This is a genomic window from Roseateles sp. 22389 (assembly GCF_052044995.1).
Taxonomy (GTDB): domain Bacteria; phylum Pseudomonadota; class Gammaproteobacteria; order Burkholderiales; family Burkholderiaceae_C; genus Roseateles.
Genome location: NZ_JBQEOF010000025.1, coordinates 20,640 through 45,335, shown reverse-complemented (window position 1 = coordinate 45,335; position 24,696 = coordinate 20,640). Strand labels below are relative to the sequence as shown.

Here is a 24,696-nt window from a genome sequence, read left to right as displayed (position 1 = left end):
GAGTCGTGCGCTGAAGCTCAAAAAACCGTTGACGCGCGCTTCGCGAGCCCCCTTAGGGTGACCGACGGCAGGGTCTGACAGGGGGTCAGCACCGCCCTCTCGACGGTGTGGACGCTGCCTCGAGCGGACTGTGAAGCGTCTCGGTGGTGAGGCTAAAACAATGATGAAGTCAGGTCACTCTTCGGGCATGTCGGCCGGGTTGCGCCGAGCAACCAAAGCAGGAACGAACGATTACGGTAGCTACGGTAGTTACCGTAGCTGGCTGGTCCGATGGGGCGTGTGATGGCCAAGCCTGTCGCGACCCTTGAATCCGTATCCGCTGCGGCAGACGCGCTCGCGGCCAGCGGAGTCGAGCCCTCCTTGACACTCGTCCAGGAACGCACCGGGGGCTCATACACAACAGTGAAGCGCCACCTCGAGGCCTGGAAGGCCAAGCGCGATGACGAGGCTGCCGCCGTTGATGTGCCAGCTGACGTGCTGGCGCGGGGGAGCGTCCTTGCGCGAGAACTATATGGGCACGCGCTGCGCATGGCGGAAGCGACGGTCGCGCAGCCTCTCGACCGAGCGGTGACTGCGCTGAAGAAGGCTGAAGGGCTAGTTGCTACGGCCGAGGCGGAGGTCGCACGACTCGAAGACGCGGAGCAATCCCAAGCGGGGCACATTGATCGCCTGGAGATGCAGGTCCGCGAACTTGAGCTGAACGCCGCGGCGCAGCAGGCGACCCTTCGCGAGAAAACCGAGGCGCTTGCGCGGACGGAGTCACGGCTCGCGGAACTCCAGGCAAAGCACGAAGAGAGCCTTGAGGAGCTGGCGGGTCTACGAGCATCGACTAAGACCACGGAAGCCCTGCACGGCCAGCTTGAGGCCATTCAGCGCGGCGTCCAGGGGCTGGCTGGGTCATCTGGCCGCCGCACCGCGGGTGGCTGAAGCCCACGCGCTGCTCAGTCCGCGGCTCACATGCGAGTGACCTAAAACGATGCGAGAACTCTTTTTCTTCAAGCGCAAGGTGCTTGACCGAGCGCCCGTGCCCGAAGGCATCGACGCCGAAGAGTGGCACAGCTTCCTTAAATCGGCTGAGAGCGAGATGCCTGAAGAGGACAGACCGTGCTTCCTCGACGCTGCGACCTCAGCGCCTGACGAGGAGCTCAACAGGTTCGTCTCAGAGCGGCTCATCACCCCACGTCGCGCAAGCCCGCGAACCTGGAGTTCGTACGCACACGGTCTGTCGATCATGCTCCGACACCTGGAGTCGCAAGGTATCGACTGGAAGCACGCCTCACAGGCGCACCTCAACCGCTTCTTCTGGGTCCGCACGTCCGGAAAACACCAGAACGTGCCAGCCATTGCGGAGAGCTCATGGAACGTAACCGCGACGGCCATCGTGCACCTCTACGAGTGGGCGAAGGATGACCGGCTCATCCACACCGTGCCGTTCAGCTATCGCGCTGGTTGGGGCGGATTTGGTGCGCCGCCAAAGGACGTCGCCGACATCTTCGCTAAGAACCCCGAGAACGCCGTCCGCTTCATTCCCATTGATAACTACAAGAACATTTGGCGCCCAACAATATTAGCAGGCAGGAATTCTCTTCGGAATATCTCGCTCATTGATTTGCTGGTTGCGGCAGGACTGCGCATCACTGAGGCGCTCAACCTTAATAAAGGCGATCTGCCTGATATTCGCCTTCCCAAGTGGAAAAATCGAAAGACGGTTCCACTCACGGTCACCGGCAAAGGCAAGAAAACAAGAACCGTCCGCGTACCAAAGCACATCGTTCGTGCGATTTGGTTCTACATCGAGTCAAGCGAATATCGACCCCAAGAGGAATCCAATAATGATTCCCCGGTCTTTCTGTCTACGCATGGCAATCGACTAAGCCCACGTTCGGTTCAATTACTGTTTCAGCGGATTTCCGACGCGACTGGTATCAAGCTTGTTCCGCACGGGTGTCGACACACATTCGCTGTATACCAGCTTGCAGGCCTTATTCGCAAGCTTGCCATTCACTTAAAACAGATCAAGGAGGAAGGAGTCAGCGCCTACAAATTACTGCTTACCGATCCACTGCGCCAACTTCAAAAGCAAATGGGACATTCAAGCATCCTGAGCACATATATCTATCTGGACTGTCTTGAAGAAGCCGAGGAGCTGGTTGAGGAATCGCTTGAGAGCTGGGTAACTTGGAAATCTTGAAATGGCCGACCCGAAGATAGTATTCGCTCCACTCCCCGAAGAAATTGGTCAACCGCATCTCATTGGGAGGCTTGTTCTCGACATGAGAGAACGCCTAGGGAAATGGGCCTTCCTGGACCTAACTGGTCGGACGCCGTTTCGCGATCTGGCCTGCGACCTAATTGCTTCACTTGGGCGTCATGCACTCTTCAACGTAAAAAGCGGCTTCACGTTTAGAAGCTACTTTTCCACAATCACGAGGGCATTTGAATTCGCAGAGCAAGAGGGTCTGGCAGAAAATATTAAGCTCGCCGATTTTGATACAGAACTCATTCTGCAGTTTAGAAAGCACATAAAGCAACGCTTGGAATCGCAGAAAAACGAAACCTCCAGACGGCTTTACGGGAACTTTGATCGACTGCTTCAGGCGGCTAAGGCTATTGGTCGTTTTGAGCGAACAACGAGAGTTCCCCGAAATTTTAGGCACGTCGATGATGGGACGGTTAGTCAGCCCTACACGTTTTCCGAGCAACTGGATTTAGAGGAAGCGTGTCGGCGTTGTATTGATGAACTGCATGCGCGCCTACAGCGCGGCAAAGAACTGCTTGCCAACGGTTCCAACCCGAGAGGCGTTCGGAATGGACGCGGCCGCGCACCGGATGAGCTTGCCTGGAACAAATTAGAAAATCTCATTTGGTATGCAACCCATATTCATGGGGAGCTCCCACTCCAAGTGCCCGCATTGAACGCGCTAAAAGACTATTCGTATCTAAACGCGGTACGTGGGGTCTACAAAGGACGCTATCGCCTCTGGGACGTGCATGCGCACCGCTACGCTCTAGCGGAGGACCTTATCCCATTCTTCATTCTGCTGGCAAAGCGAACCGGTCGGAATGAATCGTCAATCCTAACATTGAGGCGAGATTGCCTCCGTGAAATCGACGGTAAATTCTATTTGGTCTATAGGAAACTGCGGTCTGCTGACAGAGAATTTAGAAAGCCGATTAAGGACAACGGCCCGTACTCCGCACCAAACCTGATCCGGCAGTTGCTTGAGTTGACTGCGCCGCTTGTTAAACATGCGCCGGACCCGGACCGTGATTTTCTTTTTTTGGGAATGACAATTTTTACAAGAAGCCCGGCCCCCATGGTAAAAGCCATAGACCCCAGCTATTTCAAATACCAAATGAACCGAAAAGGCGGGTGGTGTGAGAGAAATAACTTAGAAGACGCTTCAGGAAGGACATTTCAAATCTCATCGGTGAGGCTACGAGTCACCTACCTCAGTCGAAAATACATCGAGCACGGGCAGCTGTCGAAAGTATCCAACGACGCCGTCCACTCGCTTGCGGACACTACTGTTGGGTATGTTGCGAATGCGTCGACAAAGCACATTCACGACCAAACTGTCCGGGATGGCATTAACGACGCGATAGCTACTGTGAAAAAGCCAACCGTCTTGCCGACCAATGATCCGGCTGCAGGCTCCAGCGAGCTGAGTGTCTCAGCTGAAAAGATACGCGCCATGCTAAACGGAGAAATGGATGTCCTATTCAATGCCTGTAAGGACGTTCTTAATCGACCGGGAGGCCCCCCAAACACCTTCTGCGGCAAACCGTGGGAGTGCTTTGGCTGCGGCAACACAGTAATTACCCGCCATGTACTCCCCCGCGTCTTCGCATTCTTAAACCACGCGGAAAGCATGAAAGCTGAGCTTGGCGCGGCCGAGTGGAAGAGCATGTTTTCGCGGGCCGTTGATTTGATCCGCGCAGATGTCCTGCCACGCTTCTCCGAGAGCGCGCTTGAAACTGCCAAGCGCCGAGCGGCCGCTCAGCGCTTCTACATCCCCATCGAACTGAAAGGCAACTCATGAGTCGACGCGCGCGAGCCAATGCACCGTCCGCCGACGGCAGGCTAGACCCAAGCTCAAAGGTTGGACCGGAGGAGGCTGTATCGCCAGACTCGGTTTTCTCTCACGGCATCTGGAAGATGAAGAAGCTGGTCACTACCCCGGGAGTGGCCGGGAGCCAGGAGCTACATCTACACAGAATTCCCGGGTTTCCAGGCGGTTTTGCGTTGGCAGTCGCAGAGTACGCCTACGCGAGGATGCACGTACCTCTAATTGACGAGGACCACGAGGTTGAGTGGTTGACAGTCCAGAATGAAGTCAACTCAATAATGACATTCGTCAAGTTCTTCGATTCGCTGGGGAGGAAGAACTTCACGCGAATCACAAAGAGCGACTGGGTCAAATTTCTGAAGCACATGCGGCTCGGAAAGGAGAAGAAGCGTAGCTCCGAGCGGATTGCCACTATCGTTGGAGCCGCCTATCGGCTTTGGCGTTATGGGGAGCGACTCACATTCCCGCTGCCGGCGATCCCGTTCGGCATGTCGATGGAAACGCTACTCCCGACGGGCGCGGCTAAACGAGGGGAGAATAAAACGCCATGCATTCCTGACGAAATTTTCGCACCGCTCATGGCCAGCGCATTCTGCTATACGCAAGAGTGGGCGCCTCACATTATTCAAGCTTGGCTTGCCGTGATGGCCAATTGGGAGAGGATTTCCAAAAGGAATGTCTCAAATTCCACAAAGGACAAGGCGCTCGCATCGGCTGTTCGCAAAATCCTTCGAGATACGCCTTCTTTTTGGAGGCTCATGCAATGGACTGCCTTGGAAGAGTTGCTTGCAGAAGTCTATAACCTTCGCAACGCTGCCATGTTGGTGACCCTGGCATTTTCCGGGGTGAGAGTGTCCGAGCTTCTCTCAATCTTTGCCCATTGCTGCGTAGAGGATCAACTTCCTTCCGGCGAGAAGGTCTGGTATTTGAACACTGTTCTGCACAAGCACCGTGCAGGTGGAAAACGTGATACCTGGGTTATTGTTCAAGAAGTGGTTGAAGCCATCAAGATTCTTGAGCAGTTAACTCAATTTATTCGTGCAGCCACAAAAAAGGATGGCTTGTTGCTTACTAACGGCCACGCTCCTTTTTCTGTCAATTCCGACTCAGGGAGTTTTGAGTGGAAGCCATATACCTCGGCGTCAATCATTTATCAGATACACGCTTTCGTAGACCATTGCTCCATATTTTTAGGGCGCGAAATTCCATTGCATGAGACGCGCGCTGGAAAATTAATCAAGTGGCGATTCAATGCACGCCAATTTAGGCGAACACTCGCTCGACACATCGCTCGGAGACCCTTTGGCATAATTGCCGGCATGCTGCAATATAAGCATATCAGCGTGGCTACGTTTGAGGGCTATGCCGGAAATGACCCCGAATGGAATAAACTATTGGACGAAGAGCAAGAGCTATTCGATCTGGACATCCTGGGCGAAATCGCGCTTGACATCGCGGCCGGCGAAATCGGCGGCGGTCTCGGCAAAGAGTTGGCGGCAGAATTTGAGATGGAATTTGAGGGCCATGCCGTGGATGCAAGCGCATCGCAGATCGCGAAGTGGCTCGAACGCGGCCCGCAAAATATTCATGTCGGCAAATTCAATCTTTGCCTATTTCGTCCAGAAAAAGCTCTATGCACGGGGAAGCGCCTAGACGCGGATGTGCCGGTACTTAACGCTTGTGATCCTGGGAGTTGTTCTAACTCTTGTGTTCGCAAGGAGCACCTCCCCATTTGGCAGGGGCAGCTCGAACAGACCATTGAGTTCGTAGCGCTGACTAAGCGCAACAGGATTCAGCGAGAAGTGTTGAATCGAGAGGCTGAACGCATCCGAGACATTATGACGATGGCCAAGGATCGTTGATGTCCGAGAACTACAAGAAGATTTCCCGCGCAATTACTGCTCTCACGACTTCGGCGCAGAATTCAACGCCTCCGACTGGCGATGTTGCGGAAATGGTCGCAAAGAAGGCAAAGGTGTCGCGCGCCACCCTCTATAGGCATCTTGCAAAATATCCTGATTTGCAAACATCTTATGACTCGCTCAAGGGGCCCACGCTGAGAGTGTCGCGAGGCGACAGCCTTAAAGTCGCGAACTCCGACGACGCGCTCAAAACAATTGAAAATCTGAAAAAAGAAGTTTCCGCCTTAAAACAGGAGCGAGACCAAATTTCTCAGACGAAGAATGCGCAAATTATTCTTTTGTGGAATGAGTGCAAGCGGCTGCGCGAACAAATCAACGATCCCGGCGAAAATTCCGGCGACAATGTCGTGCCGATGCCCAAGAAGCGAGAATAGACTGGGCTGTAACGATTTTATGGAGTGTGCCATGTTCCGAAGAATTGAAGCGAAAGTTGTGAATCCCCTGCTCGGTACTTCCGTGCCTGCGCCTACTTACGCGACGGACGGCTCGGCGGCAATCGACTTGCGCGCCTGCATCGCAGATGCAATTGAGCTTGCTCCAGGCGCCCGCCTATTGGTGAAGACTGGCCTTGCAATCAATATGATGGACCCGGGTCTGGTCGCAATCGTTGCGTCTCGGTCCGGTTTGTCCTTGAAGCACGGAGTCCGTGTTGCGCAAGGAATCGGCGTAGTGGATTCGGACTACCACGGCGAGATTGGCGTCATCCTTGCCAATGACAGCGACACCGCCTTCAAGATTGAGCCCGGCGAGCGTATTGCCCAGTTGATGTTCCAGCCTGTGGTCCAGGTCGCGTTCCAGTTCGTGGACACGTTCTCGACCGAGACCTCGCGAGGCGAAGGCGGCTTCGGAAGTACCGGGCGCGCGTAAGGCGGTTTCATGCAAGGGCGCCCGCCGGGATGGTGTGGCGTCCTCGCCTCGGGCTTCCCAAGGCCTTGTGATACGGCTGTGGGCTGCCAGGGCCCTGCTGGCGCGTCTGAACGTCTCGCCCAGCCATCGAGCTCAAGGTCGCCGCAAAGGGCTGCGTTGAAGCCCTGGTGAGTTGAAGAAATGGACGGCCCGAAGGCTGCACAGTTGCTTCGGTCCTCGCGCGTGGAATTTGCCGAGCAACCGTTCAGAGCCGGCGTGCAGCTGAGAGAGTGCGAAGAGAGCGGCCTAGGCTAGTTCTGTAAATGCCGCCCCTGCCGCCTCAGGCGGGCACTAGGGAACTGTCGAATCGCACCGAGCCTGGTTGGCCGGGAGGGGGGCGCTGCGCGCCCCCCCGGGAGCAAAAACAAAACCTCAGGAAGGGCAACCTGCTCGCCGGTGCTCGAGGTAAGCAGCGCTGCCTGGTTCAGAGGTTCAGTGAGACAAACCTGAGACTGTTTGATTCCTGCGCATAACCACCAGGTTGCCCAGCACCACGCCATGCTTGTGGCCCAGACCCGAGCGCGGCAGGATCATCGCCGCCAGGCCGGCGTCGCCGATGTGGATCGCCAGGCCCGTCGGCACCAGCACCGTGTCGCCCGGCGCGAGCGTGATCGCCTCGTCCAGGCAGGCGCGCAGGTCCAGGCCGGCGCTGCCGGTCGTCGCGTAGGCGGGAAGCTGCTCGGCCATGCGGCGGTCGAGCACCTTGAGATCGATGGTGGTCATGGAGTCAACGGGAAGAGAGTCGGGATGCCGCCATCGCCCATCGCCGCCCTCGCCCCCGGAACGGCCGGGGCGGCGTGAGCGCTTCGGGCGACGCGCGCGCCGGACGGCGCACCGCGCGCGGCGGAAAGTCAGGCAGTGTAGGTGGTGAGCCGCTGCGCGATCTCGCGCACCAGCTCGCGGGCCAGCGTCAGCTTGTCGGCACGGGAGAGCTCGCGCTCGCCGCGCGCGTCGACCAGCGTCAGCGCGTTGTCGTCCTGGCCGAAGGTCGCCGGTCCGACATTGGCCACGATCAGCGGCACGTTCTTGCGCTGGCGCTTCTCGCGCGCGTGCTTGATCAGGTCCTGGCTCTCCGCCGCGAAACCGACGCACAGCGGCGGCTGCGGCAGCGCGGCCACCGTGGCCAGGATGTCGGGGTTCTCGGCCAGCGCCAGCGCGGGCGCGACCGCCTCGCCGGCCTTGGCGTTCTTCTTGATCTTGTGCTCGGCCGCCTGCGCCGGCCGCCAGTCCGCCACCGCCGCCGTGGCGACGAAGACCTGGTGCGTCGCCGCGCGCGGCAGCACCGCGTCCAGCATCTCGCGCGCGCTCTGCACGTCGATGCGGGTCACGCCCAGCGGCGTGGGCAGGTGCACCGGGCCGGCCACCAGCGTCACCTCGGCCCCGGCCTCCGCCGCAGCGCGCGCGATGGCGAACCCCATCTTGCCGCTGGAGCGGTTGGTGATGCCGCGCACCGGATCGATCGCCTCGTAGGTCGGGCCCGCGGTGATCAGCAGCTTGCGTCCGGCCAGCACCTTGGGCTGGAAGTGGGAGACGACGTGCTCGAGCAACTGCTGCGGCTCCAGCATCCGGCCATCGCCGACCTCGCCGCAGGCCTGGTCGCCGCTGCCGACGCCCAGCACCTGCGCGCCGTCCGCCCGGACCTGCGCCAGGTTGCGCTGCGTGGCGGGATGGGCCCACATCTCGCGGTTCATCGCCGGCGCCAGCAGCAGCGCGCAGCGCTGGGCCGGGCGCGCCAGCGCGGTCAGCGACAGCAGTTCGTCGGCGCGGCCCTGGGCCAGCTTGGCGATCATGTCCGCGCTGGCCGGCGCGATCAGCATCACATCGGCCTCGCGGGTGAGGTTGATGTGCGCCATGTTGTTCTCGGGCCGCGCATCCCATTGGCTGGTGAAGACCGGCCGGTTCGACAGCGCCTGCATCGTCACCGGCGTGATGAAGGCCTCGGCGGCCTCGGTCATCACGACCTGCACCGTGGCGCCGGCCTTGACCAGCAGCCGGGTGAGCTCGGCGATCTTGTAGCAGGCGATGCCGCCGGACAGGCCCAGCAGGATGTGCCGACCGGCGAGGGAGTTGGATTCGGACATGGGGCGGAACTCTACCAGCGCGCCCCTTTTGACGGCCTTGAATGGCCTTGCGGGCCGGTCCGTGCCTGACCTTGGTCACGCAGCGATGCACCGCGGCCGCGCGGTCGCGGGGCCAGCGGCGCGATTCAGCCCTTGCGCTTGAAGACCAGGTCCCAGACGCCGTGACCCAGCTTCAGGCCGCGGTGCTCGAACTTGGTGAGCGGGCGGTAGTCCGGCTTGTCGGCATAGCCGTCGGCGCGGGACGAGGCATTCACCAGGTCCGGATCGGCGCTCAGCACTTCCAGCATCTGCTGGGCGTAGGGCTCCCAGTCGGTGGCCAGGTGCAGGTAGCCGCCCGGCGCGAGGTGCTTCACCAGCTTGGCGACGAACGGCGGCTGCACCAGGCGGCGCTTGTTGTGCCGCTTCTTGTGCCAGGGATCGGGGAAGTAGATGTGCACGCCGGCCAGCGAGCCCGGCGGGATCATCTGGTCCAGCACCTCGACGGCGTCGTGCTGGAAGATGCGGATGTTGGGGATGTCCTGCTCGCCGATCAGCTTGAGCAGCGCACCGACGCCGGGCTCGTGGACCTCGCAGCCGATGAAGTCGGTCCCCGGCAAGGCCCGGGCGATCTGGGCGGTCGGGCCGCCCATGCCGAAGCCGATCTCGAAGACCACGGGGGCCTGGCGGCCGAAGGTGGCTTCGTAGTCGAGCGCTTCGGGCTTGAACGGCAGCACGAACTTGGGACCGAGTTCCGCGAGCGCCTTGATCTGCCCGGTGCCCATGCGGCCCGCGCGAACGACGAAGCTGCGGATGCGGGCGCGCGGGTGATTGGCGCCCTCGCCCGCCGGCGATTCGCTGACGTCGTCGCTGTCGATGGGATCGTCGTTGGGGTCGATGGAATCGGGCATGGCGGGATTCAGGGAACGAGGGGCGGGATTCTACCGATCGGCATCGCCCCGCAGTCAGCCCAACTCAGCCATGACGAGCGGTGCCGGCGTCCAATGCGGCGCGTCCTCGATGGTGACTGCCGCCAACACCTGCGCGATCGCGCGTTCAGCGGAGGCCTCGTCCGCCGCGTGGACGAAGGCGATCGGATCGCCCGCCGCCACCACGTCGCCCGATTGCGCGAAGCGATCCAGCCCGACCCGCATGTCGAGCGCGTCGCCTGGCAGACGCCGGCCGCCGCCCAGCTCCACGATCACCAGCCCGATGTCCCGCGTCTTCATCCCGACGATCCGCCCCGCGCGCGGCGNCACGACCGGCGCGGCCGCGAGATACGCATCCGGCCTCTCCATCAGGTCCGCCGGCCCGCCCAGCGCCGCGACCATCTTCGCGAAGCGCTCCGCCGCTGCGCCGCTGTCCAGCGCCGCCTGCAGCTTCACGCGCGCGGCCACCGTGTCAGGCGCCAGCCCACCCAGCACCAGCATCTCGGCGCACAGTGCCAGCGTCAGCTCATGGGTGCGGGCCTCGCGCGGCCCGTCGCCCTTCAGGTAGTCGATGGCCCCGCGCACCTCGAGCGCATTGCCCACTTCCCGCCCCAGCACCTGGTTCATGTCGGTGATCAGCGCCCGTGTGCGCAGGCCCGCGCCACCAGCCACCTCGACGATGCTGCGCGCCAGCTCCTGGCCGAACTCGGGCGTCGCCGCGAAGGCGCCGTTGCCGCACTTGATGTCCATCGCCAGCCCTTGCAGACCGGCCGCCAGCTTCTTCGACAGGATGCTCGCGGTGATCAGCGGCACGCTCTCGACGGTGGCGGTGATGTCGCGCACCGCGTAGAAGCGCTTGTCGGCGGGCGCCAGGTCGCTGGTCTGGCCGATGATGGCGCAGCCCAGCGTGCGGACGATGCGGTCGAAGTCCGCTGGCGCCGGCGTCGTCGTGTACCCGGGGATGGCCTCGAGCTTGTCGACGGTGCCGCCGGTGTGCCCCAGGCCGCGGCCCGCGATCATCGGCACGTAGCCGCCGCAGGCCGCCACCATCGGCGCGATCATCAGGCTCAGCTTGTCGCCGACGCCGCCGCTCGAATGCTTGTCCAGCACCGGACCCGGCATGTCGGGCCAGCGCATCACGCGGCCGCTGTCCATCATCGCGCGCGTCAGCGCGACCGCCTCGTCCCGTCCCATGCCGCGCAGGAACACCGCCATGCCGAGCGCGGCCACCTGGCCCTCGCTCCAGCTGCCGTCCACCAGCCCGCGCACGAAGTGCCGGATCTGGGCCTCGTCCAGCGCGCGCCCCTCGCGCTTGGCCCGAATGATTTCCTGCGCCAGCATGATCGCCGCGTCCCTTCGATGTGTGGTTGTCTCAGCGCCCCTTGTCCGCCGGGGCGTCGCTTCGTGATGGCCATCGCGGCAAGGTCGCGGCTTCGTCGCGATGCGCCGCTCGCCGAGCCGCTTCTTTGTCGCGTCTTTGCCGCTTCTGCGCCCGTGCGTCGCCGCGTCAGTAGGCGGCGCTGACGGCCGCGCTGTCCTGCCCGGCCAGCACCGCCTCGATGTCGCCCAGCAGCCCGCTGGCGCCGAAGCGCATGCGGTGGGCCGTCAGCGCGCTCACGCCCAGCGCATCGGCGGCCAGCTGCAGGTACCCGCGCGCATCCGCCACCGAGCGGATCCCGCCCGAGGCCTTGAAGCCCGCGTTGCCCAGGCCGCTCGCCGCGATCTCGCGCAGCATCGTCGCGGCCGCCTCGGGCGTGGCCGACACCGGGCTCTTGCCGGTGCTGGTCTTGACGAAGTCGGCCCCGGCCATCAGCGCCTGCCGCGTGGCCTCGGCGATGCGCGCCGGCGAGCCCAGCTCGCCCGATTCGATGATCACCTTCAAGGTCAGCGGGCGCGTCGCGTGGCGGACCTCCGCGAGGAACTCCGCCACCTCGGTCGATTGCCCCGCCATCAGCGCCTTGTACGGCAGCACCACGTCGACCTCCTGCGCGCCGGCCTGCGCGATCGCGTCGACCTCGGCCAGCACGCGCGGCAGGTCGAGGCTGCCGTCGGGGAAATTCGCGACCGCCGCGACCCGGATGTCCGCGGGCAAAGCGGCACGCGCCTGCGCGACGAAGCGCGGCCAGACGCAGACCGCGGCGACATGGCCGCGCTCCGGCGCGCCGATGGCGCGAGCGCACAGCGCGTCGATGTCGGCCGCGGTGTCGCCGTCGTTCAGGCTGGTCAGGTCCAGGCATTGCAGCGCCAGTCGCGCCGCTTGTTCAAGACTCATCTCGGTCTTCATCTACTGCTCCCAGGGCTGCGTCACGCAGCGCGCGGCGTTGGCTGGCCGGCGCACGGCGCCGCGCGCCCCGTGCTCCGGACGGAGGGGCGATCACGGCCTCGCGAGGCCGGACCGCCGGCCCGATCTTGCGCCTTCCGGGCGGATCAGCCCTTGAGCGATGCCAGCGTCGCCAACGAGGCCAAGTACTGGCCCAGGAAGGCCGCCGCGCGCTCGCCCGAGGCCTTGGCCTGCTGCAGCGTCAGCGCGTGCGTCAGCGCCTCGTCCGACATGCCCGCGGCCATGTTGGTGATCAGCGCCAGGCCCGCGACGCGCAGCCCGGCATGACGCGCCAGGATGGTCTCCGGCACGGTGCTCATGCCCACCGCGTCGGCGCCCCAGGCGGCGAACATGCGGATCTCGGCCGGCGTCTCGAAGTGCGGGCCGACGGCCCACACGTACACGCCCTCGGTCAGCACCATGTTGACGTCGCGCGCGACCTTGAAGCCCTGCTGGCGCAGCTCGGCGTCGTAGGCGACGCTCATGTCGCAGAAGCGGTCGCTGCCCGGCAGGCCGGTCAGCGGCGAGCGCTGCGGCGCATTGATGTGGTCCGAGATCAGCATCAGGCTGCCCGGCGGCTGGTGCGAGCGCAGGCTGCCCGAGGCATTCGTCAGCACCAGCACCTTCACGCCCCAGGCCTTCAGGCTGCGGATCGCGCCGGCCATGCCGGTGCAGTCGCCGCTCTCGTAGGTGTGGGCGCGGCCGCGCAGCATCGCCACGCGCTGCTGGCCGACACGGCCGACGGCGATCTCGGCCACGTGGCCCTCGACCTTGGGCTGCGGGAAGGCCGGCAGCTGCGCATACGGCAGGTGCTTCGCGTCCTGGAGCTGGTCGACGGCGCCGGCCCAGCCGGAGCCCAGCACCACGGCCACTTCGGGGCCTTGCTCGCCGAAGGTGGCCTTCAGCGTGGCGATGGACGTGGTGATGGCGGCGTCGAGCTCGGCGCCTTGCAGGGGCATGGACATGGTTCTCTCCTGTCGCGGCCGTCGTGACCGCGTCGATGTCAGTTCTTCAGATGGTCGGGACCGAAGCTCGCCGGCAGCAGCTGCTCCAGGGTCCAGTGCGCGCGCACGCCGCTGGCGTCGCCCGCGATCACGATCAACTCTTCGGGCCGCGCGAATTCGCGCAGCTTCTGGCGGCAGCCGCCGCAGGGCGTGATGATTTCCGAGCCGGCGCCGGTCACCATCACCGCGCGGGCGATGCGCCCGCCGCCCATGATCATGTGGCCCAGCGCATTGGTCTCCGCGCACCAGCCTTGCGGATAAGCGGCGTTCTCGATGTTGCAGCCGGCATGGATGCGGCCGTGCTCGTCCAGCACCGCGGCGCCGACGAAGTACTTCGAGTACGGCGCATGCGCATGCTGGCGCGCGTCGAGCGCGGCCTTCAGCAGGCGCTCGATGACGTCGGCGGGCAGCGGGATCGAGGCGATGAGGTTCTGCGCGCTCATGTTCAGCGCTCCTTCACGTAGGGCTTGCTCAGCGCCTTGGGCGCGATCGCCTGGCCGATGAAGCCGGCCAGCAGCACCACCGTCAGGAGGTAGGGCAGCGCCTGGATCAGCTGCACCGGCACCTCGCCGATGCCCGGCAGCGACACGCCCTGCAGGCGGATCGCGACGGCGTCCAGGAAGCCGAACAGCAGGCAGGCGCACAGCGTCGGCACCGGCTTCCACTTGCCGAAGATCATCGCGGCCAGCGCGATGAAGCCGCGGCCCGCCGTCATGTTGGGCGAGAACGAGGCGTTCTGCGCCAGCGTCAGGTAGGCGCCGCCCAGGCCGCACAGGATGCCGTTGAGCGCCAGCGCGGTGTAGCGCAGCCGCGGCACGGACACGCCGGCGGCATCGACCATCGCGGGGTTCTCGCCGACCGCGCGCAGGCGCAGCCCAGGGCGGGTGCGCTCCAGGAAGAACCACACCACGACGACCAGCGCGAAGGCCAGGTAGACCAGCGCGTTGTGGCTCAGCAGGCCGTGGCCGATGACCGATGCGGCCCAGCTCCCCGGGGTGGGCTCGGCCCACTGCGGCAGCAGGCCGGTGATGCGCTGCTCGGCGGCGATCGGCGGCGTCTGGCCGCCCTGCGCGAACCAGGCGATGCCCAGCACCACCGTCAGACCGGCGGCCACCATGTTCAGCGCGACGCCGGACACGACCTGGTCGCCCCGGTGCGTCACCGTGGCGAAGCCGTGGACCATCGACATCGCGATCGCCACGCCGATCGCGGCCAGCAGGCCCAGCGTCGTCGAGTGCGACACGCTGGCCACCGCGGCCGCGGCGAAGGCGGCCGAGAGCATCTTGCCTTCCAGGCCGATGTCGACCACGCCGGAGCGCTCCGACAGCAGGCCCGCGAGCGCGGCGAACAGCAGCGGCGTGGTGACGCGCAGCGTCGACGCCAGCACCGAGCCGATCAGCACCTCATCCATGGGACTTCCCCTCCGCCGCGCGCTGCTTGCGCGCGAATGCCGCGTAGAGCTTCGCGAACATCGGCGCGCTCACCATCGCCATCGCGCCGGCGAACAGCACGATCAGGCCCTGCACCGTCACCACCATCTCGCGGCTGAAGCCGGGCACCTCGAAGGAGACCTCGACGCCGCCCTGGTACAGCGTGCCGAACAGCAGCGAGGCCAGCACGATGCCCACCGGGTGGTTGCGGCCCATCAGCGCCACGGCGATGCCGGTGAAGCCGGCGCCCGCGACGAAGTCCAGCGTCAGCTTGCCTTGCACGCCGGCGATCTCGTTGACGCCGACCAGCCCGGCCAGCGCGCCCGACAGACCCATCGCCGCCAGCACCTGCCAGCGCGGCCGGATGCCGGCGTAATGCGCGGCGCTCGGGTTGGAGCCGACCGCGCGCAACACGTAGCCGGCGCGGCTCTTCCACAGGAACCACCAGACGAAGACGCTGGCGGCCAGCGCCAGCAGGATGGACAGGTTCAGCGGCGAGGACGGCCATTCGACGCCGAACTTCGCGAGCAGTTCATGGACCGCCGGCATGCGCGCCGAGTCGGCGAAGGCATCGCTCTCCACCGACATCGAACCCGCCGGACGCAGCCAGTTCACCAGCAGGTAGCCGTTCAGGCCGGCGGCGAGGAAGTTGAACATGATGGTCGTGATGACCACATGGCTGCCGCGCCAGGCCTGCAGGTAGCCGGGCACCGCGGCCCAGACCATGCCGAACAGCGCCGCCGCCAGGATCGCCAGCGGGATCATCACGAAGCCCGGCAGCTTGGGCGCCAGCCACAGCGACAGCAGCGCCACGCCGATGCCGCCCAGCGTCGCCTGCCCTTCCCCGCCGATGTTGAACAGCCCGCCGTGGAAGGCGACCGCCACGGCCAGGCCGGTGAAGACGAAGGTGGTCGTGTAGTAGAGCGTGTAGCCCAGGCCGCGCGCGCTGCCCAGCGCGCCCTCGAGCAGCACCGACAGCGCCTGCACCGGGCTGGCGCCGATCAGCAGCACCACGCCGCCGGCCACCGCCAGCGCGATCAGCAGGTTCCACAGCGGCAGCAGGACGAGGTCCATCCAGCGCGGCATCTGCAAGGCTTGGGCGCTCATGCGGCGGTCGCCGCGGCCGCGGCGTTCTCGTGGGAGGGGGAAGCGGACATCAGCAGGCCCAGGTTCTTCTCGGTGCAGGCATCGATCGCGAGCTCGCCGGTGATGCGGCCGGCGTTCATGACGATGACGCGGTCGGCCAGCGCCAGGATCTCGTCGAGCTCGCTGGACACCACCAGGATCGCGCAGCCCGCGTCGCGCAGGCGGCGCAGCTGGTTGTGGATGAATTCGATCGCGCCGATATCCACGCCGCGCGTGGGCTGGCCCACCAGCAGCACCGCCGGCTGCTGGCCGATCTCGCGCGCCAGGATCAGCTTCTGCTGGTTGCCACCGGAGAACTTGGACGAGCCCAGCTCCGGATTGCGCGGCCGCACGTCGAAGCGCTCCATCATCTCGGCGGTCTGCGCGCGCAGGTGGCGCTGGTCCATGCCCAGGCCCAGCGGGCCGGCACAGTACTGGTCCTGCTCGTGGTAACCGAGCGCGGCCGTCTCCCAGGCCGGGAAGCTCAGCACCATGCCGAGCGCGTGGCGGTCCTCGGGAACGTGCGCCAGCTTGAGGTCGCGCGCGGTGCGCGGGTCCATCCACGCGGCCGCCTGGAAATCGCGCCCCGCCACATGCAGCGCGCCCGCGTCGGGCGCGCGCATGCCGGCCAGCACCTCGAGCAGCTCGCTCTGGCCGTTGCCCGACACGCCGGCCACGCCGACGATCTCGCCCGGGCGCAGCGCCAGCGTGGCGTTGCTCAGCAGATGCACGCCGGAGCCGGTGTCGCTCGCCACGGTCAGGCCCTCGGCCTTGAGCACCGGCTGCTCCGACTGCGGCTTGGCCGCGCCGCCGTCACGGCCCAGGTTGACCTTGCGGCCGACCATGCTCTCGGCCAGGTCCTCGGGACTCGTGTCGCCGATCGCGGTGGTCTTGACCACGGTGCCGGCGCGCATCACGGTCACCGCGTCGCACAGCGCCATCACCTCGCGCAGCTTGTGCGTGATCAGCAGGATGGTCGTGCCGCGCTCGCGCAGGCGTCTCAGCACCTCGAAGAGCTGGTCCGTCTCCTGCGGCGTCAGCACCGCGGTGGGTTCGTCCAGGATCAGGATCCGGGCGCCGCGGTACAGCGCCTTGAGGATCTCCAGCCGCTGCATCTCGCCCACCGGCAGGTCGGCCACCGTCGCGTCCAGCCGCACCGTCAGGCCGGTGTCGCGCATCAGCGTCTCGAGCTCGCGGCGCACCTGCCGCTTGGCGCGCGCCAGGAAGAAGGCCGGCTCGGCGCCCAGCATGACGTTGTCCAGCGCGGACAGCGTGTCCACCAGCATGAAGTGCTGGTGCACCATGCCGATGCCCAGCGCGATCGCCTGATGCGAATTGGCGATCGAGACGCGCTGGCCGTCGACCTCGATGTGGCCCTCGTCGGCGTGGTAGTAGCCGTAGAGGATCGCCATCAGCGTGCTCTTGCCGGCGCCGTTCTCGCCGACCAGGCCATGCACCGTGCCGCGCTCGACGGCCAGGCTCACCGCCCGGTTGGCCTGCACCGCGCCGAAGCGCTTGGAGATCTCGCACAGACGGACCGCGGGCGCGGCGGCGCCGCGTGGGGACTGTGTCATGTCAGGGACGCTCGCTCGCGAGGGGTCAGTTCTTGCAGGCGTTGTCGGCCATGTAGTCGGCGACCTTGATCTTGCCGGCGATGATGTCGGCCTTGTAGCCGTCGAGCTTGGCCTTGACCGCGGGCGCGATCAGCTTGGCGTTGTTGGCGTCGACGGCGTACTCCACGCCGCCTTCCTTCAGGCCCAGCACGCTGATGCCGGGCTTCCATTCCTTGAGCACGTTGTAGACGGCCACGTCCACGCGCTTGACCATGGAGCTCAGCATGGTGCCAGGCTGCAGGTGGTTCTGGTTGCTGTCCACGCCGATGGCGAACTTGCCGGCGTCCTTGGCCGCTTGATAGACACCGACGCCGGTGCCGCCGGCCGCGGCGAAGACCACGTCCACGCCCTTGGCGAACTGCGCCTTGGCCAGCTCGCCGCCGCGGGTCGGGTCGTTCCAGGCCGAGGCGGTCGTGCCGGTCATGTTCTTGAAGACCTCGACCTTGCCGTTGGCGGCCTTGGCGCCCTGCTCATAACCGCACTCGAACTTGCGGATCAGCGGGATGTCCATGCCGCCGACGAAGCCGACCTTGCCAGTCTTGCTGGTCAGCGCGGCCAGCGCGCCGACGAGGAAGCTGCCTTCCTGCTCCTTGAACAGCACCGACTGCACGTTGGGCTGGTTGACCTTCTCGTCGATGATGACGAACTTGGTCTTGGGGAAGTCCTTGGCCACCTGGTTCAGCGCCGAGGCCTGGGCGAAGCCCACCGAGATGATGGGGCTCGCGCCCCGCTCGGCCATGCGGCGGATCGCCTGCACGCGCTGGGTCTCGTTGCTGATCTCGAACTCGAGGTACTTGCCGCCGGTGTCCTTCTTCCACTGCTCGACGCCGCGGTAGGCGGCCTCGTTGAACGACTTGTCGAACTTGCCGCCCATGTCGAAGATCACCGCCGGGGTGGTCTGCGCGGCCGCGGCGCCGGTCGCCAGGGCCAGCACCAGGCCGGCGGCGATCGAGGTGACGGTCGGGGCGAACGACAGGAAGGGCTTCATCATTGCGATCTCGATGCGAAGGGGTGAGGAGCAGCCGGGCATTCTAAGAAGGCGCGAGTGTAAGCCACGTCAAGGAAAACGCTAAACGTTTGCGGGCTCATCAAATCAGGGGCCGCCTCACTAAATCAGGCCATTGCACACAGCTGGAATGCGGGCTAGTGGCTAGCAGTTCCCGTGCCGGCTCGCGCGGATCGACAAACGCCCTCGGATTGACCGAAACATCACCCCGGCTCGGTCGAGCAAGTTGAGAATTACTATCATTTAGAATGTTTCGCTTCGCAAGCCCGCAGGCTCCTTCCGAGATCCCCACGACATGAGCGCTGTCCTTCCCGTCCCCACCCTCGCGCAGGCCGTCCTCGGCCAGGCGCACCGCGTCAAGTCGCTGCAGGCGCCGGCCCATGCGCCGGAATGGAAGCAGATGCTGGAGGAGCTCGGCTTCGTCGCCGGCGAGCACGTCGCCGTCCTGGCCCGCGCGATGCCCGGCGCCGACCCGCTGGTGGTGCGCATCGGCCAGTCGACCTTCGCGCTGCGCCGGGCCGAGGCGGACTGCGTGCTGCTCGAGGGCGGCACGAGCGGCGGGCTCGCCGTCCCGACCGATGCCGCGACCGATGCCGCGACCGGCCAGACGGGGGCCGCCCATGCGTGAGGCCGTCGTCCACATCCACCCGGCCGGGCCGCTGCTGGCGCTGGTGGGCAATCCGAACTGCGGCAAGACCGCCCTCTTCAACCGCCTGACGGGCAGCCGCCAGAAGGTCGCCAACTACGCCGGCGTGACGGTCGAGCGCAAGGAAGGCCGGCTCAAGACGGCCGCCGGCAAGCTGCTGCGGGTACTGGACCTGCCGGGCACCTACTCGCTGTACCCGCGCTCGCCGGACGAGCGCGTCACCGTCGACGTCCTCGCCGGCCGCGCGCAGGGCGAGAAGCGGCCCGACCTGATCGTCTGCGTGCTGGACGCGACCAACCTGCGCCGCAACCTGCGCCTGTTCCTGTCGGTGCAGCGCCAGGGCCTGCCCTGCGTGGTCGCGCTGAACATGGCCGACCTGGCCCAGCGCCGCGGCATCGAGATCGACACGGCCAGGCTGTCCGCGCTGCTGGGCGTGCCGGTGATCCGCACGGTCGCCACCGACGGCCACGGCCTGGACGACCTGCGCGCGGTGCTGGACCAGCCCGAGCTGTGGAAGACCGCCAGCCCGGTGCCCGAGGGCGAGGACAACGCCCGCATCGGCCACATCCTCAAGGAACTCGGCCTGGACACGCTGCAGGGCGAGCTGCCCAGCGACAAGGTCGACCGCATCGTGCTGCATCCGGTCCTCGGGCCGATCCTGCTGGCGGTGCTGCTGTTCTTCCTGTTCCAGGCGGTGTTCGCGTGGGCGGAAGCGCCGATGGGCTGGATCGAGGCCGCCACCGGCTGGCTCGGCGAGCAGGCCGGCGCGCTGCTGCCCGAAGGCCACCTGCGCAGCCTGGTCGTGGACGGCCTGATCGCGGGCGTGGGCGGCGTGCTGGTGTTCCTGCCGCAGATCCTGATCCTGTTCTTCTTCATCCTCATCCTGGAGGAGTCCGGCTACCTGCCGCGCGCGGCCTTCCTGCTGGACCGGCTGATGGGGTCGGTGGGGCTGTCGGGCCGCAGCTTCATCCCGCTGCTGTCGAGCTTCGCCTGCGCGATCCCCGGGATCATGGCCACCCGCTCGATCGCCAATCCGCGCGACCGGCTGGTGACCATCCTGATCGCGCCGCTGATGACCTGCTCGGCGCGGCTGCCGGTGTATGCGCTGCTGATCGGCGCCTTCATCCCGCAGCGCGAGCTGTGGGGCGGCATCGAGCTGCAAGGGCTGGTGCTGTTCGTCCTGTACTTCGCCGGCATCCTCGCGGCGATGGCGGTGGCCTGGGTGCTCAAGCGCTTCACCGACGCGGGCCGCCAGGTGCGTCCGCTGATGATGGAACTGCCCAGCTACCACTGGCCGCATGCGCGCAACGTCGCGATCGGACTGTGGCAGCGCGCGGAGATCTTCATCAAGCGCGTGGGCGGCATCATCCTGGCGCTGACGCTGCTGCTGTGGGTGCTGTCGACCTTCCCTGGCGCGCCCGAGGGCGCCACCGGCCCGGCGATCGAGTACAGCTTCGCCGGCTACCTGGGCCGCGGCCTGGCGACGATCTTCGAGCCCATCGGCTTCAACTGGCAGATCAGCCTGGCGCTGGTGCCGGGCATGGCCGCGCGCGAGATCGCGGTCAGCGCGCTGGGCACGGTGTACGCGCTGTCGGCCACCGGCGACGACGCCACCGCGCAGGCGCTGACGCCGCTGATCTCGTCGACCTGGGGCCTGCCGACCGCGTTCTCGCTGCTGGCCTGGTTCATCTTCGCGCCGCAGTGCATCTCGACGCTGGCCGCGGTCAAGCGCGAGACCGGCGGCTACAAGATCCCGGCCGTCATGCTGGCCTACCTGTTCGGCCTGGCCTACCTGGCGTCCTGGCTGACCTTCCACATCAGCCGCTGGCTGCTGGCCTGAGGGCGACCGGCGCGCGCCCCGCCGGCCCGGGCCGGCTATGCTCGCGCCCCATGACGCACCGCCCCACCCTTCGCGCGCTGGCCGTGGCCGCGCTGACCACCGTCGGCGCCTGGACCGCCCTGCCCGCGCTCGCGGCCGATCCCGCCGCCCAGCCGACCCGCAACGTCCTGCGCCCCGAACCCGACGCGTCGGCCACCGCCGACGCGCGCTTCCAGCGCCTGGCCAACGACTACATCGAGGCGCTATGGCGCCTGGATCCGGACGCCGCCATCGCCGCGGGCCGTTATGAATACGCCGACCGCCTGCCCGCGCCGGACCGCGCGATGCGCGCGCGCACGCTGGCCTTCGCATCGGACTGGCTCCGGCGTTTCGAGGCCGTCGACGCGGCGACGCTGAGCGCGGCCTCGCGCACCGACCTGGGCCAGCTGCTCAACAAGCTGCGCAACGACCGCTTCCAGCTGACCGAGCTGCGCGAGTACGAGTGGAATCCAGCCTTCCTCAACATCGCCGGGCCGATCGACTACATGCTGGCGACGGACTACGCGCCGTTGCCGGCACGCCTGAAGACGATCTCGGCGCGACTGGCGCAGGTGCCGGCCTACTACCGGGCCGGCGCAGCGCTGCTGAAGCAGCCGACGCTGGAGCACACGCAGCTGGCGATCGACCAGGCGCCGGGCGTGCTGGGCGTGCTCGACGAAGTGGCCAAGGCCGCGCAGGGCGCGGACGCCGCGTCGCTGACCGTGGCCGAGCGCAAGCAGCTCACCGCCCGCATCGCCGCGGCGAAGGCGGCCGTCAATGGCTACACCGCGCGGCTGAAGCAATGGCTGGCCGAGGGCAAGGCCAGCGGCAAGGCGCGCAGCTTCCGGCTCGGCCAGGCGCTGTACGAGAAGAAGTTCGGCTACGACATCCAGTCCACGCATTCGGCCGAGCAGATGTACCAGCGGGCGCTGCAGGCGCGCGAGGCGCTGCTGACGCAGATGGCGCAGCTGTCGGACCAGCTCTGGACGCAGACGATGGGCGACGCGCCCAAGCCCGAGGACCGCTTCGCGCGCATCGGCGCGGTGATCGGCAAGCTCAGCGAGCGGCACGTCAAGCGCGAGGACTTCGTCAAGGAGATCCGTGCGCAGATCCCGCAGCTGGAGCGCTGGATCAACGACCACGACCTGTTGACGCAGGACGCGAGCAAGCCGCTGATCGTGCGCGAGACGCCGGTGTACCAGCGCGGCGTCGCCGGCGCCGGCATCGAGGCGCCCGGGCCCTATCGCCCGCAGGACCGCACCTACTACAACGTCACGCCGCTGGACGACCTCACGCCCGAGCAGGCCGAGAGCTCGCTGCGGGAATACAACCACTGGATCCTGCAGATCCTCAACATCCACGAGGCCGTGCCCGGCCATTACACGCAGCTGGTCTACGCCAACAAGTCGCCGTCGCTGGTCAAGACCCTGTTCGGCAACGGCGCGATGGTCGAGGGCTGGGCCGTCTTCGGCGAGCGGATGATGCTGGAGTCCGGCTACGGCGGGAACGCGCCGGAGATGTGGCTGATGTGGGGCAAGTGGAACCTGCGCAGCGTCACCAACACGATCCTGGACTACAGCGTCCATGTGCTGGGCATGAGCGAGGCACAGGCGCTGGACCTGCTGCAGCGCCAGGCCTTCCAGACCGAGCGCGAGGCGCGCGAGAAGTGGCGTCGCGTGCAGCTGACCTCGGTGCAGCTGACGAGCTACTTCAGCGGCTACAGCGACATCATGGAACTGCGCGAGCGGCGCCGGCAGGCGCTGGGCAAGGACTTCAGCGTCAAGGCCTTCAACGAGCAGTTCCTGAGCTACGGCAGCGCGCCGGTGTCGGTGATCGCGGAACTGATGTCTCAGCCGGCCGCCGCGGCGCCCAAGGCACAGCCATGAGCGCGAGCGGAGCAGGCGCGGACGCGGCCGCGGAGGTCCGGGTCCTGGAGGCGCGGGTCACCGAGCTCGAGATCAAGGCCAGCTTCGCCGAGGACCTGGTCGATCACCTCAACGCGCAGGTCGCGCGGCAGCAGGAGCAGATCGACGCGCTGGTGCGCGAGATCGCGCAGCTGCGCAAGCAGGTGCCCGAGGGACGAGGCGACGGCGCGGGCTCGCTGCGCGATGAGCTGCCGCCGCACTACTGAAGTCCTTCGACGGCCGCTGGCCCTCACCCCTGCCCTCTCCCGCAAGCGGGAGAGGGAGTCGAAGAGCGCGCTCAGGCGGTCGGGCGCGCGGGGATGTTGAGCCCGCGCTTGACCGCGTCGCGCGCCAGGAAGGCCGCGAGCACGCGCTGGACTGCCTTGAACTCGCTGAAGCCCACCAGGTCGCCGGCGCCGTAGAAGCCCACCAGGTTGTTGACCCAGGGCCAGATCGCGATGTCGGCGATCGTGTACTCGTCGCCCATGATCCAGCCGCGGCCGGTCACGCGCTGCTCGAGCACGCCCAGCAGGCGCTTCGATTCGTTGAGGTAGCGATCGCGCGGGCGCTTGTCCTCGTAGTCCTTGCCGGCGAATTTATGGAAGAAGCCGACCTGGCCGAACATCGGCCCGATCCCGCCCATCTGGAACATCACCCACTGCAGCGTCTCGTAGCGGCGTGCCGGGTCTTGCGGGATCAGCCGGCCGGTCTTCTCGGCCAGGTAGACCAGGATCGCGCCCGACTCGAACAGCGGCAGCGGCGCGCCGCCGGGGCCGTCCGGATCGATGATCGCGGGGATCTTGTTGTTCGGGTTGAGCGACAGGAACTCGGGCGTGAGCTGGTCGTCGGTCTGGAAGCTGACCAGGTGCGGCTCGTACGGCAGGCCCAGTTCCTCGAGCGCGATCGAGACCTTCACGCCATTGGGCGTGGGCAGCGAGTAGAGCTGCAGCCGCTCGGGATGCTGCGCGGGCCACTTCTTCGTGATGGGAAAGCGGGAGAGGTCCGTCATGAGGGTTCCGTCGATCGTTGGATGAAGGGGACGGGCGATTCTCGGCGCGGCCTCAGAGACCCTGCGCGACACAGGTCAATGCGGACCGTGCTGCAGGGCCGACGTGGTTGACGCGCCTCAGCGCAGCGGCGCGGCGAACCGGTCCCAGCGCGGCGCCCAGCGGCCGGTGATGTCGGCCGAGACCAGCACGCGGTGCGCCTGTCCGATGATGAGCCGGCGTGGCACGAAGCCGATGAAGCGCGAGTCCTCGCTGTTGTCGCGGTTGTCGCCCATCATGAAGAACTGGTCGGCGGGCACGACCACCGGGCCGAAGTCGCGTCGCGCGCGGACCTCGGGCAGGAACTGCACGATGCGGCGCTGGTCGCCCCATTGCTCGATCTCGCGCAGGCCGCGCACCGCCACGCCGGGCACCAGCGTCTCGTCCACTTCCTCGACCGGCGCGTAGGTCGCGGGCTGACCGTTGAGGATCAACCGGTCGCCGCGCAGCTCCACCGTGTCGCCTGGCACGGCGACGATGCGCTTGATCAGCCGGGTGCCGTCGCGCGGCGAGCCGAAGGTGACCACGTCGCCGCGGCGCGGCTCGCCGGTGCGCCGCAGCGAGATGTCGGTCAGCGGCAGCTTCCAGTCGTAGGCCACGCGCTCGACGAAGACGACGTCGCCTTCGAGGATGGTCGGCCGCATCGAGCCGCTGGGCACCGGGTTCCAGTCCGCGATCGCGGTGCGGAAGAACAGGAAGCCGACCAGGAACAGCAGGAAGCCGCGGTTCTCGCGCAGCAGCTCGCGCAGACGGGCGATCGGGGGATGCTTCGGGGACGACATGCGACACGCTCCGGGTCTGGGTGGATGAGCGCCCAGTGTGGGTCGCGCCGATCGCCGCCATCGCCCGCGCTGCGGTGG

The 24,696-nt window shown here is 66.1% G+C and carries 22 protein-coding genes and 1 pseudogene; 10 read left to right on the top strand and 13 right to left on the bottom strand.

Going from position 1 to position 24,696, the window contains the following annotated elements:
• Positions 1-282: 282 nt before the first annotated feature.
• From ACTJKJ_RS24570 to dut, 6 genes are all read left to right on the top strand, one after another.
• Positions 283-927: a DNA-binding protein gene (locus ACTJKJ_RS24570; RefSeq protein ID WP_440822683.1), complete on the top strand. Its 645-nt coding sequence runs from the start codon at positions 283-285 to the stop codon at positions 925-927.
• A 49-nt stretch (positions 928-976) separates the two neighbouring features.
• Complete coding sequence (locus ACTJKJ_RS24565; RefSeq protein WP_440822681.1) at positions 977-2,191, top strand: tyrosine-type recombinase/integrase; 1,215 nt, start codon at positions 977-979, stop codon at positions 2,189-2,191.
• A 1-nt stretch (position 2,192) separates the two neighbouring features.
• The gene (locus ACTJKJ_RS24560) at positions 2,193-4,043 is read left to right on the top strand and encodes a hypothetical protein (protein ID WP_440822680.1); all 1,851 of its coding nucleotides are present in this window, start codon (positions 2,193-2,195) and stop codon (positions 4,041-4,043) included.
• A gap of 116 nt (positions 4,044-4,159) precedes the next feature.
• Entirely contained in the window at positions 4,160-5,932 is a 1,773-nt protein-coding gene (locus ACTJKJ_RS24555) for a hypothetical protein (protein ID WP_440822678.1), read from the top strand.
• Entirely contained in the window at positions 5,932-6,366 is a 435-nt protein-coding gene (locus ACTJKJ_RS24550; RefSeq protein ID WP_440822676.1) for a hypothetical protein, read from the top strand. Before ACTJKJ_RS24555 ends, ACTJKJ_RS24550 begins: the two co-directional genes overlap by 1 nt.
• A gap of 31 nt (positions 6,367-6,397) precedes the next feature.
• On the top strand, positions 6,398-6,859 hold the full coding sequence (gene dut, locus ACTJKJ_RS24545; RefSeq protein ID WP_440822674.1) for a dUTP diphosphatase: 462 nt from the start codon (positions 6,398-6,400) through the stop codon (positions 6,857-6,859).
• A gap of 513 nt (positions 6,860-7,372) precedes the next feature.
• On the opposite strand, the pseudogene ACTJKJ_RS24540 reads toward dut, so the two are convergent.
• The 11 genes and pseudogenes from ACTJKJ_RS24540 to ACTJKJ_RS24490 form a co-directional block, all read right to left on the bottom strand.
• Positions 7,373-7,621 (bottom strand): annotated as a pseudogene (locus tag ACTJKJ_RS24540) (dUTP diphosphatase); the annotation flags it as partial.
• Positions 7,622-7,749: 128 nt separating this feature from the next.
• A complete protein-coding gene (coaBC, locus tag ACTJKJ_RS24535; protein WP_091723770.1) occupies positions 7,750-8,979 on the bottom strand; it encodes a bifunctional phosphopantothenoylcysteine decarboxylase/phosphopantothenate--cysteine ligase CoaBC in 1,230 nt (409 codons plus the stop codon).
• 125 nt (positions 8,980-9,104) lie between these two features.
• Positions 9,105-9,866, bottom strand: coding sequence for a tRNA (guanosine(46)-N7)-methyltransferase TrmB (trmB, locus tag ACTJKJ_RS24530; RefSeq protein WP_440822672.1), 762 nt, complete (start codon positions 9,864-9,866; stop codon positions 9,105-9,107).
• Between the two features lie 54 nt (positions 9,867-9,920).
• Complete coding sequence (gene deoA / locus ACTJKJ_RS24525; RefSeq protein ID WP_440822767.1) at positions 9,921-11,228, bottom strand: thymidine phosphorylase; 1,308 nt, start codon at positions 11,226-11,228, stop codon at positions 9,921-9,923.
• Between the two features lie 163 nt (positions 11,229-11,391).
• The gene (deoC, locus tag ACTJKJ_RS24520; RefSeq protein WP_147242228.1) at positions 11,392-12,156 is read right to left on the bottom strand and encodes a deoxyribose-phosphate aldolase; all 765 of its coding nucleotides are present in this window, start codon (positions 12,154-12,156) and stop codon (positions 11,392-11,394) included.
• 155 nt (positions 12,157-12,311) lie between these two features.
• Complete coding sequence (locus ACTJKJ_RS24515; RefSeq protein WP_255488619.1) at positions 12,312-13,169, bottom strand: purine-nucleoside phosphorylase; 858 nt, start codon at positions 13,167-13,169, stop codon at positions 12,312-12,314.
• 38 nt (positions 13,170-13,207) lie between these two features.
• Positions 13,208-13,651 (bottom strand): cytidine deaminase, encoded by a 444-nt coding sequence (locus tag ACTJKJ_RS24510; protein ID WP_183490809.1) that lies wholly within the window; start codon positions 13,649-13,651, stop codon positions 13,208-13,210.
• A gap of 2 nt (positions 13,652-13,653) precedes the next feature.
• Complete coding sequence (locus ACTJKJ_RS24505; protein ID WP_440822669.1) at positions 13,654-14,619, bottom strand: ABC transporter permease; 966 nt, start codon at positions 14,617-14,619, stop codon at positions 13,654-13,656.
• Positions 14,612-15,745, bottom strand: coding sequence for an ABC transporter permease (locus tag ACTJKJ_RS24500; RefSeq protein WP_297385646.1), 1,134 nt, complete (start codon positions 15,743-15,745; stop codon positions 14,612-14,614). The genes ACTJKJ_RS24505 and ACTJKJ_RS24500 overlap by 8 nt, the downstream gene beginning before the upstream one ends.
• Positions 15,742-17,337: an ABC transporter ATP-binding protein gene (locus ACTJKJ_RS24495; protein WP_440822667.1), complete on the bottom strand. Its 1,596-nt coding sequence runs from the start codon at positions 17,335-17,337 to the stop codon at positions 15,742-15,744. The genes ACTJKJ_RS24500 and ACTJKJ_RS24495 overlap by 4 nt, the downstream gene beginning before the upstream one ends.
• 25 nt (positions 17,338-17,362) lie before the next feature.
• Positions 17,363-18,367 (bottom strand): BMP family lipoprotein, encoded by a 1,005-nt coding sequence (locus ACTJKJ_RS24490; RefSeq protein ID WP_254783229.1) that lies wholly within the window; start codon positions 18,365-18,367, stop codon positions 17,363-17,365.
• Positions 18,368-18,677: 310 nt separating this feature from the next.
• On the opposite strand from ACTJKJ_RS24490, the gene ACTJKJ_RS24485 reads away from it, so the two are divergent.
• Genes ACTJKJ_RS24485 through ACTJKJ_RS24470 form a run of 4 tightly spaced genes read left to right on the top strand, consistent with a single transcriptional unit; the run spans position 18,678 to position 23,017 of the window.
• Complete coding sequence (locus tag ACTJKJ_RS24485) at positions 18,678-19,010, top strand: FeoA family protein (protein WP_440822665.1); 333 nt, start codon at positions 18,678-18,680, stop codon at positions 19,008-19,010.
• Positions 19,003-20,868 carry a ferrous iron transporter B gene (gene feoB, locus ACTJKJ_RS24480; RefSeq protein ID WP_297385639.1) on the top strand — a complete coding sequence of 622 codons (1,866 nt, stop codon included), beginning with the start codon at positions 19,003-19,005 and terminating at the stop codon, positions 20,866-20,868. Before ACTJKJ_RS24485 ends, feoB begins: the two co-directional genes overlap by 8 nt.
• Positions 20,869-20,918: 50 nt before the next feature.
• The gene (locus tag ACTJKJ_RS24475; RefSeq protein WP_440822663.1) at positions 20,919-22,772 is read left to right on the top strand and encodes a DUF885 domain-containing protein; all 1,854 of its coding nucleotides are present in this window, start codon (positions 20,919-20,921) and stop codon (positions 22,770-22,772) included.
• The gene (locus ACTJKJ_RS24470) at positions 22,769-23,017 is read left to right on the top strand and encodes a SlyX family protein (protein ID WP_440822661.1); all 249 of its coding nucleotides are present in this window, start codon (positions 22,769-22,771) and stop codon (positions 23,015-23,017) included. The genes ACTJKJ_RS24475 and ACTJKJ_RS24470 overlap by 4 nt, the downstream gene beginning before the upstream one ends.
• Positions 23,018-23,088: 71 nt before the next feature.
• Here the strand turns inward: ACTJKJ_RS24470 and ACTJKJ_RS24465 are convergent, their stop codons facing one another.
• A complete protein-coding gene (locus ACTJKJ_RS24465) occupies positions 23,089-23,799 on the bottom strand; it encodes a glutathione S-transferase N-terminal domain-containing protein (protein WP_440822659.1) in 711 nt (236 codons plus the stop codon).
• 117 nt (positions 23,800-23,916) lie between these two features.
• Entirely contained in the window at positions 23,917-24,618 is a 702-nt protein-coding gene (lepB, locus tag ACTJKJ_RS24460; protein ID WP_440822657.1) for a signal peptidase I, read from the bottom strand.
• Between the last annotated feature and the right edge of the window lie 78 nt (positions 24,619-24,696).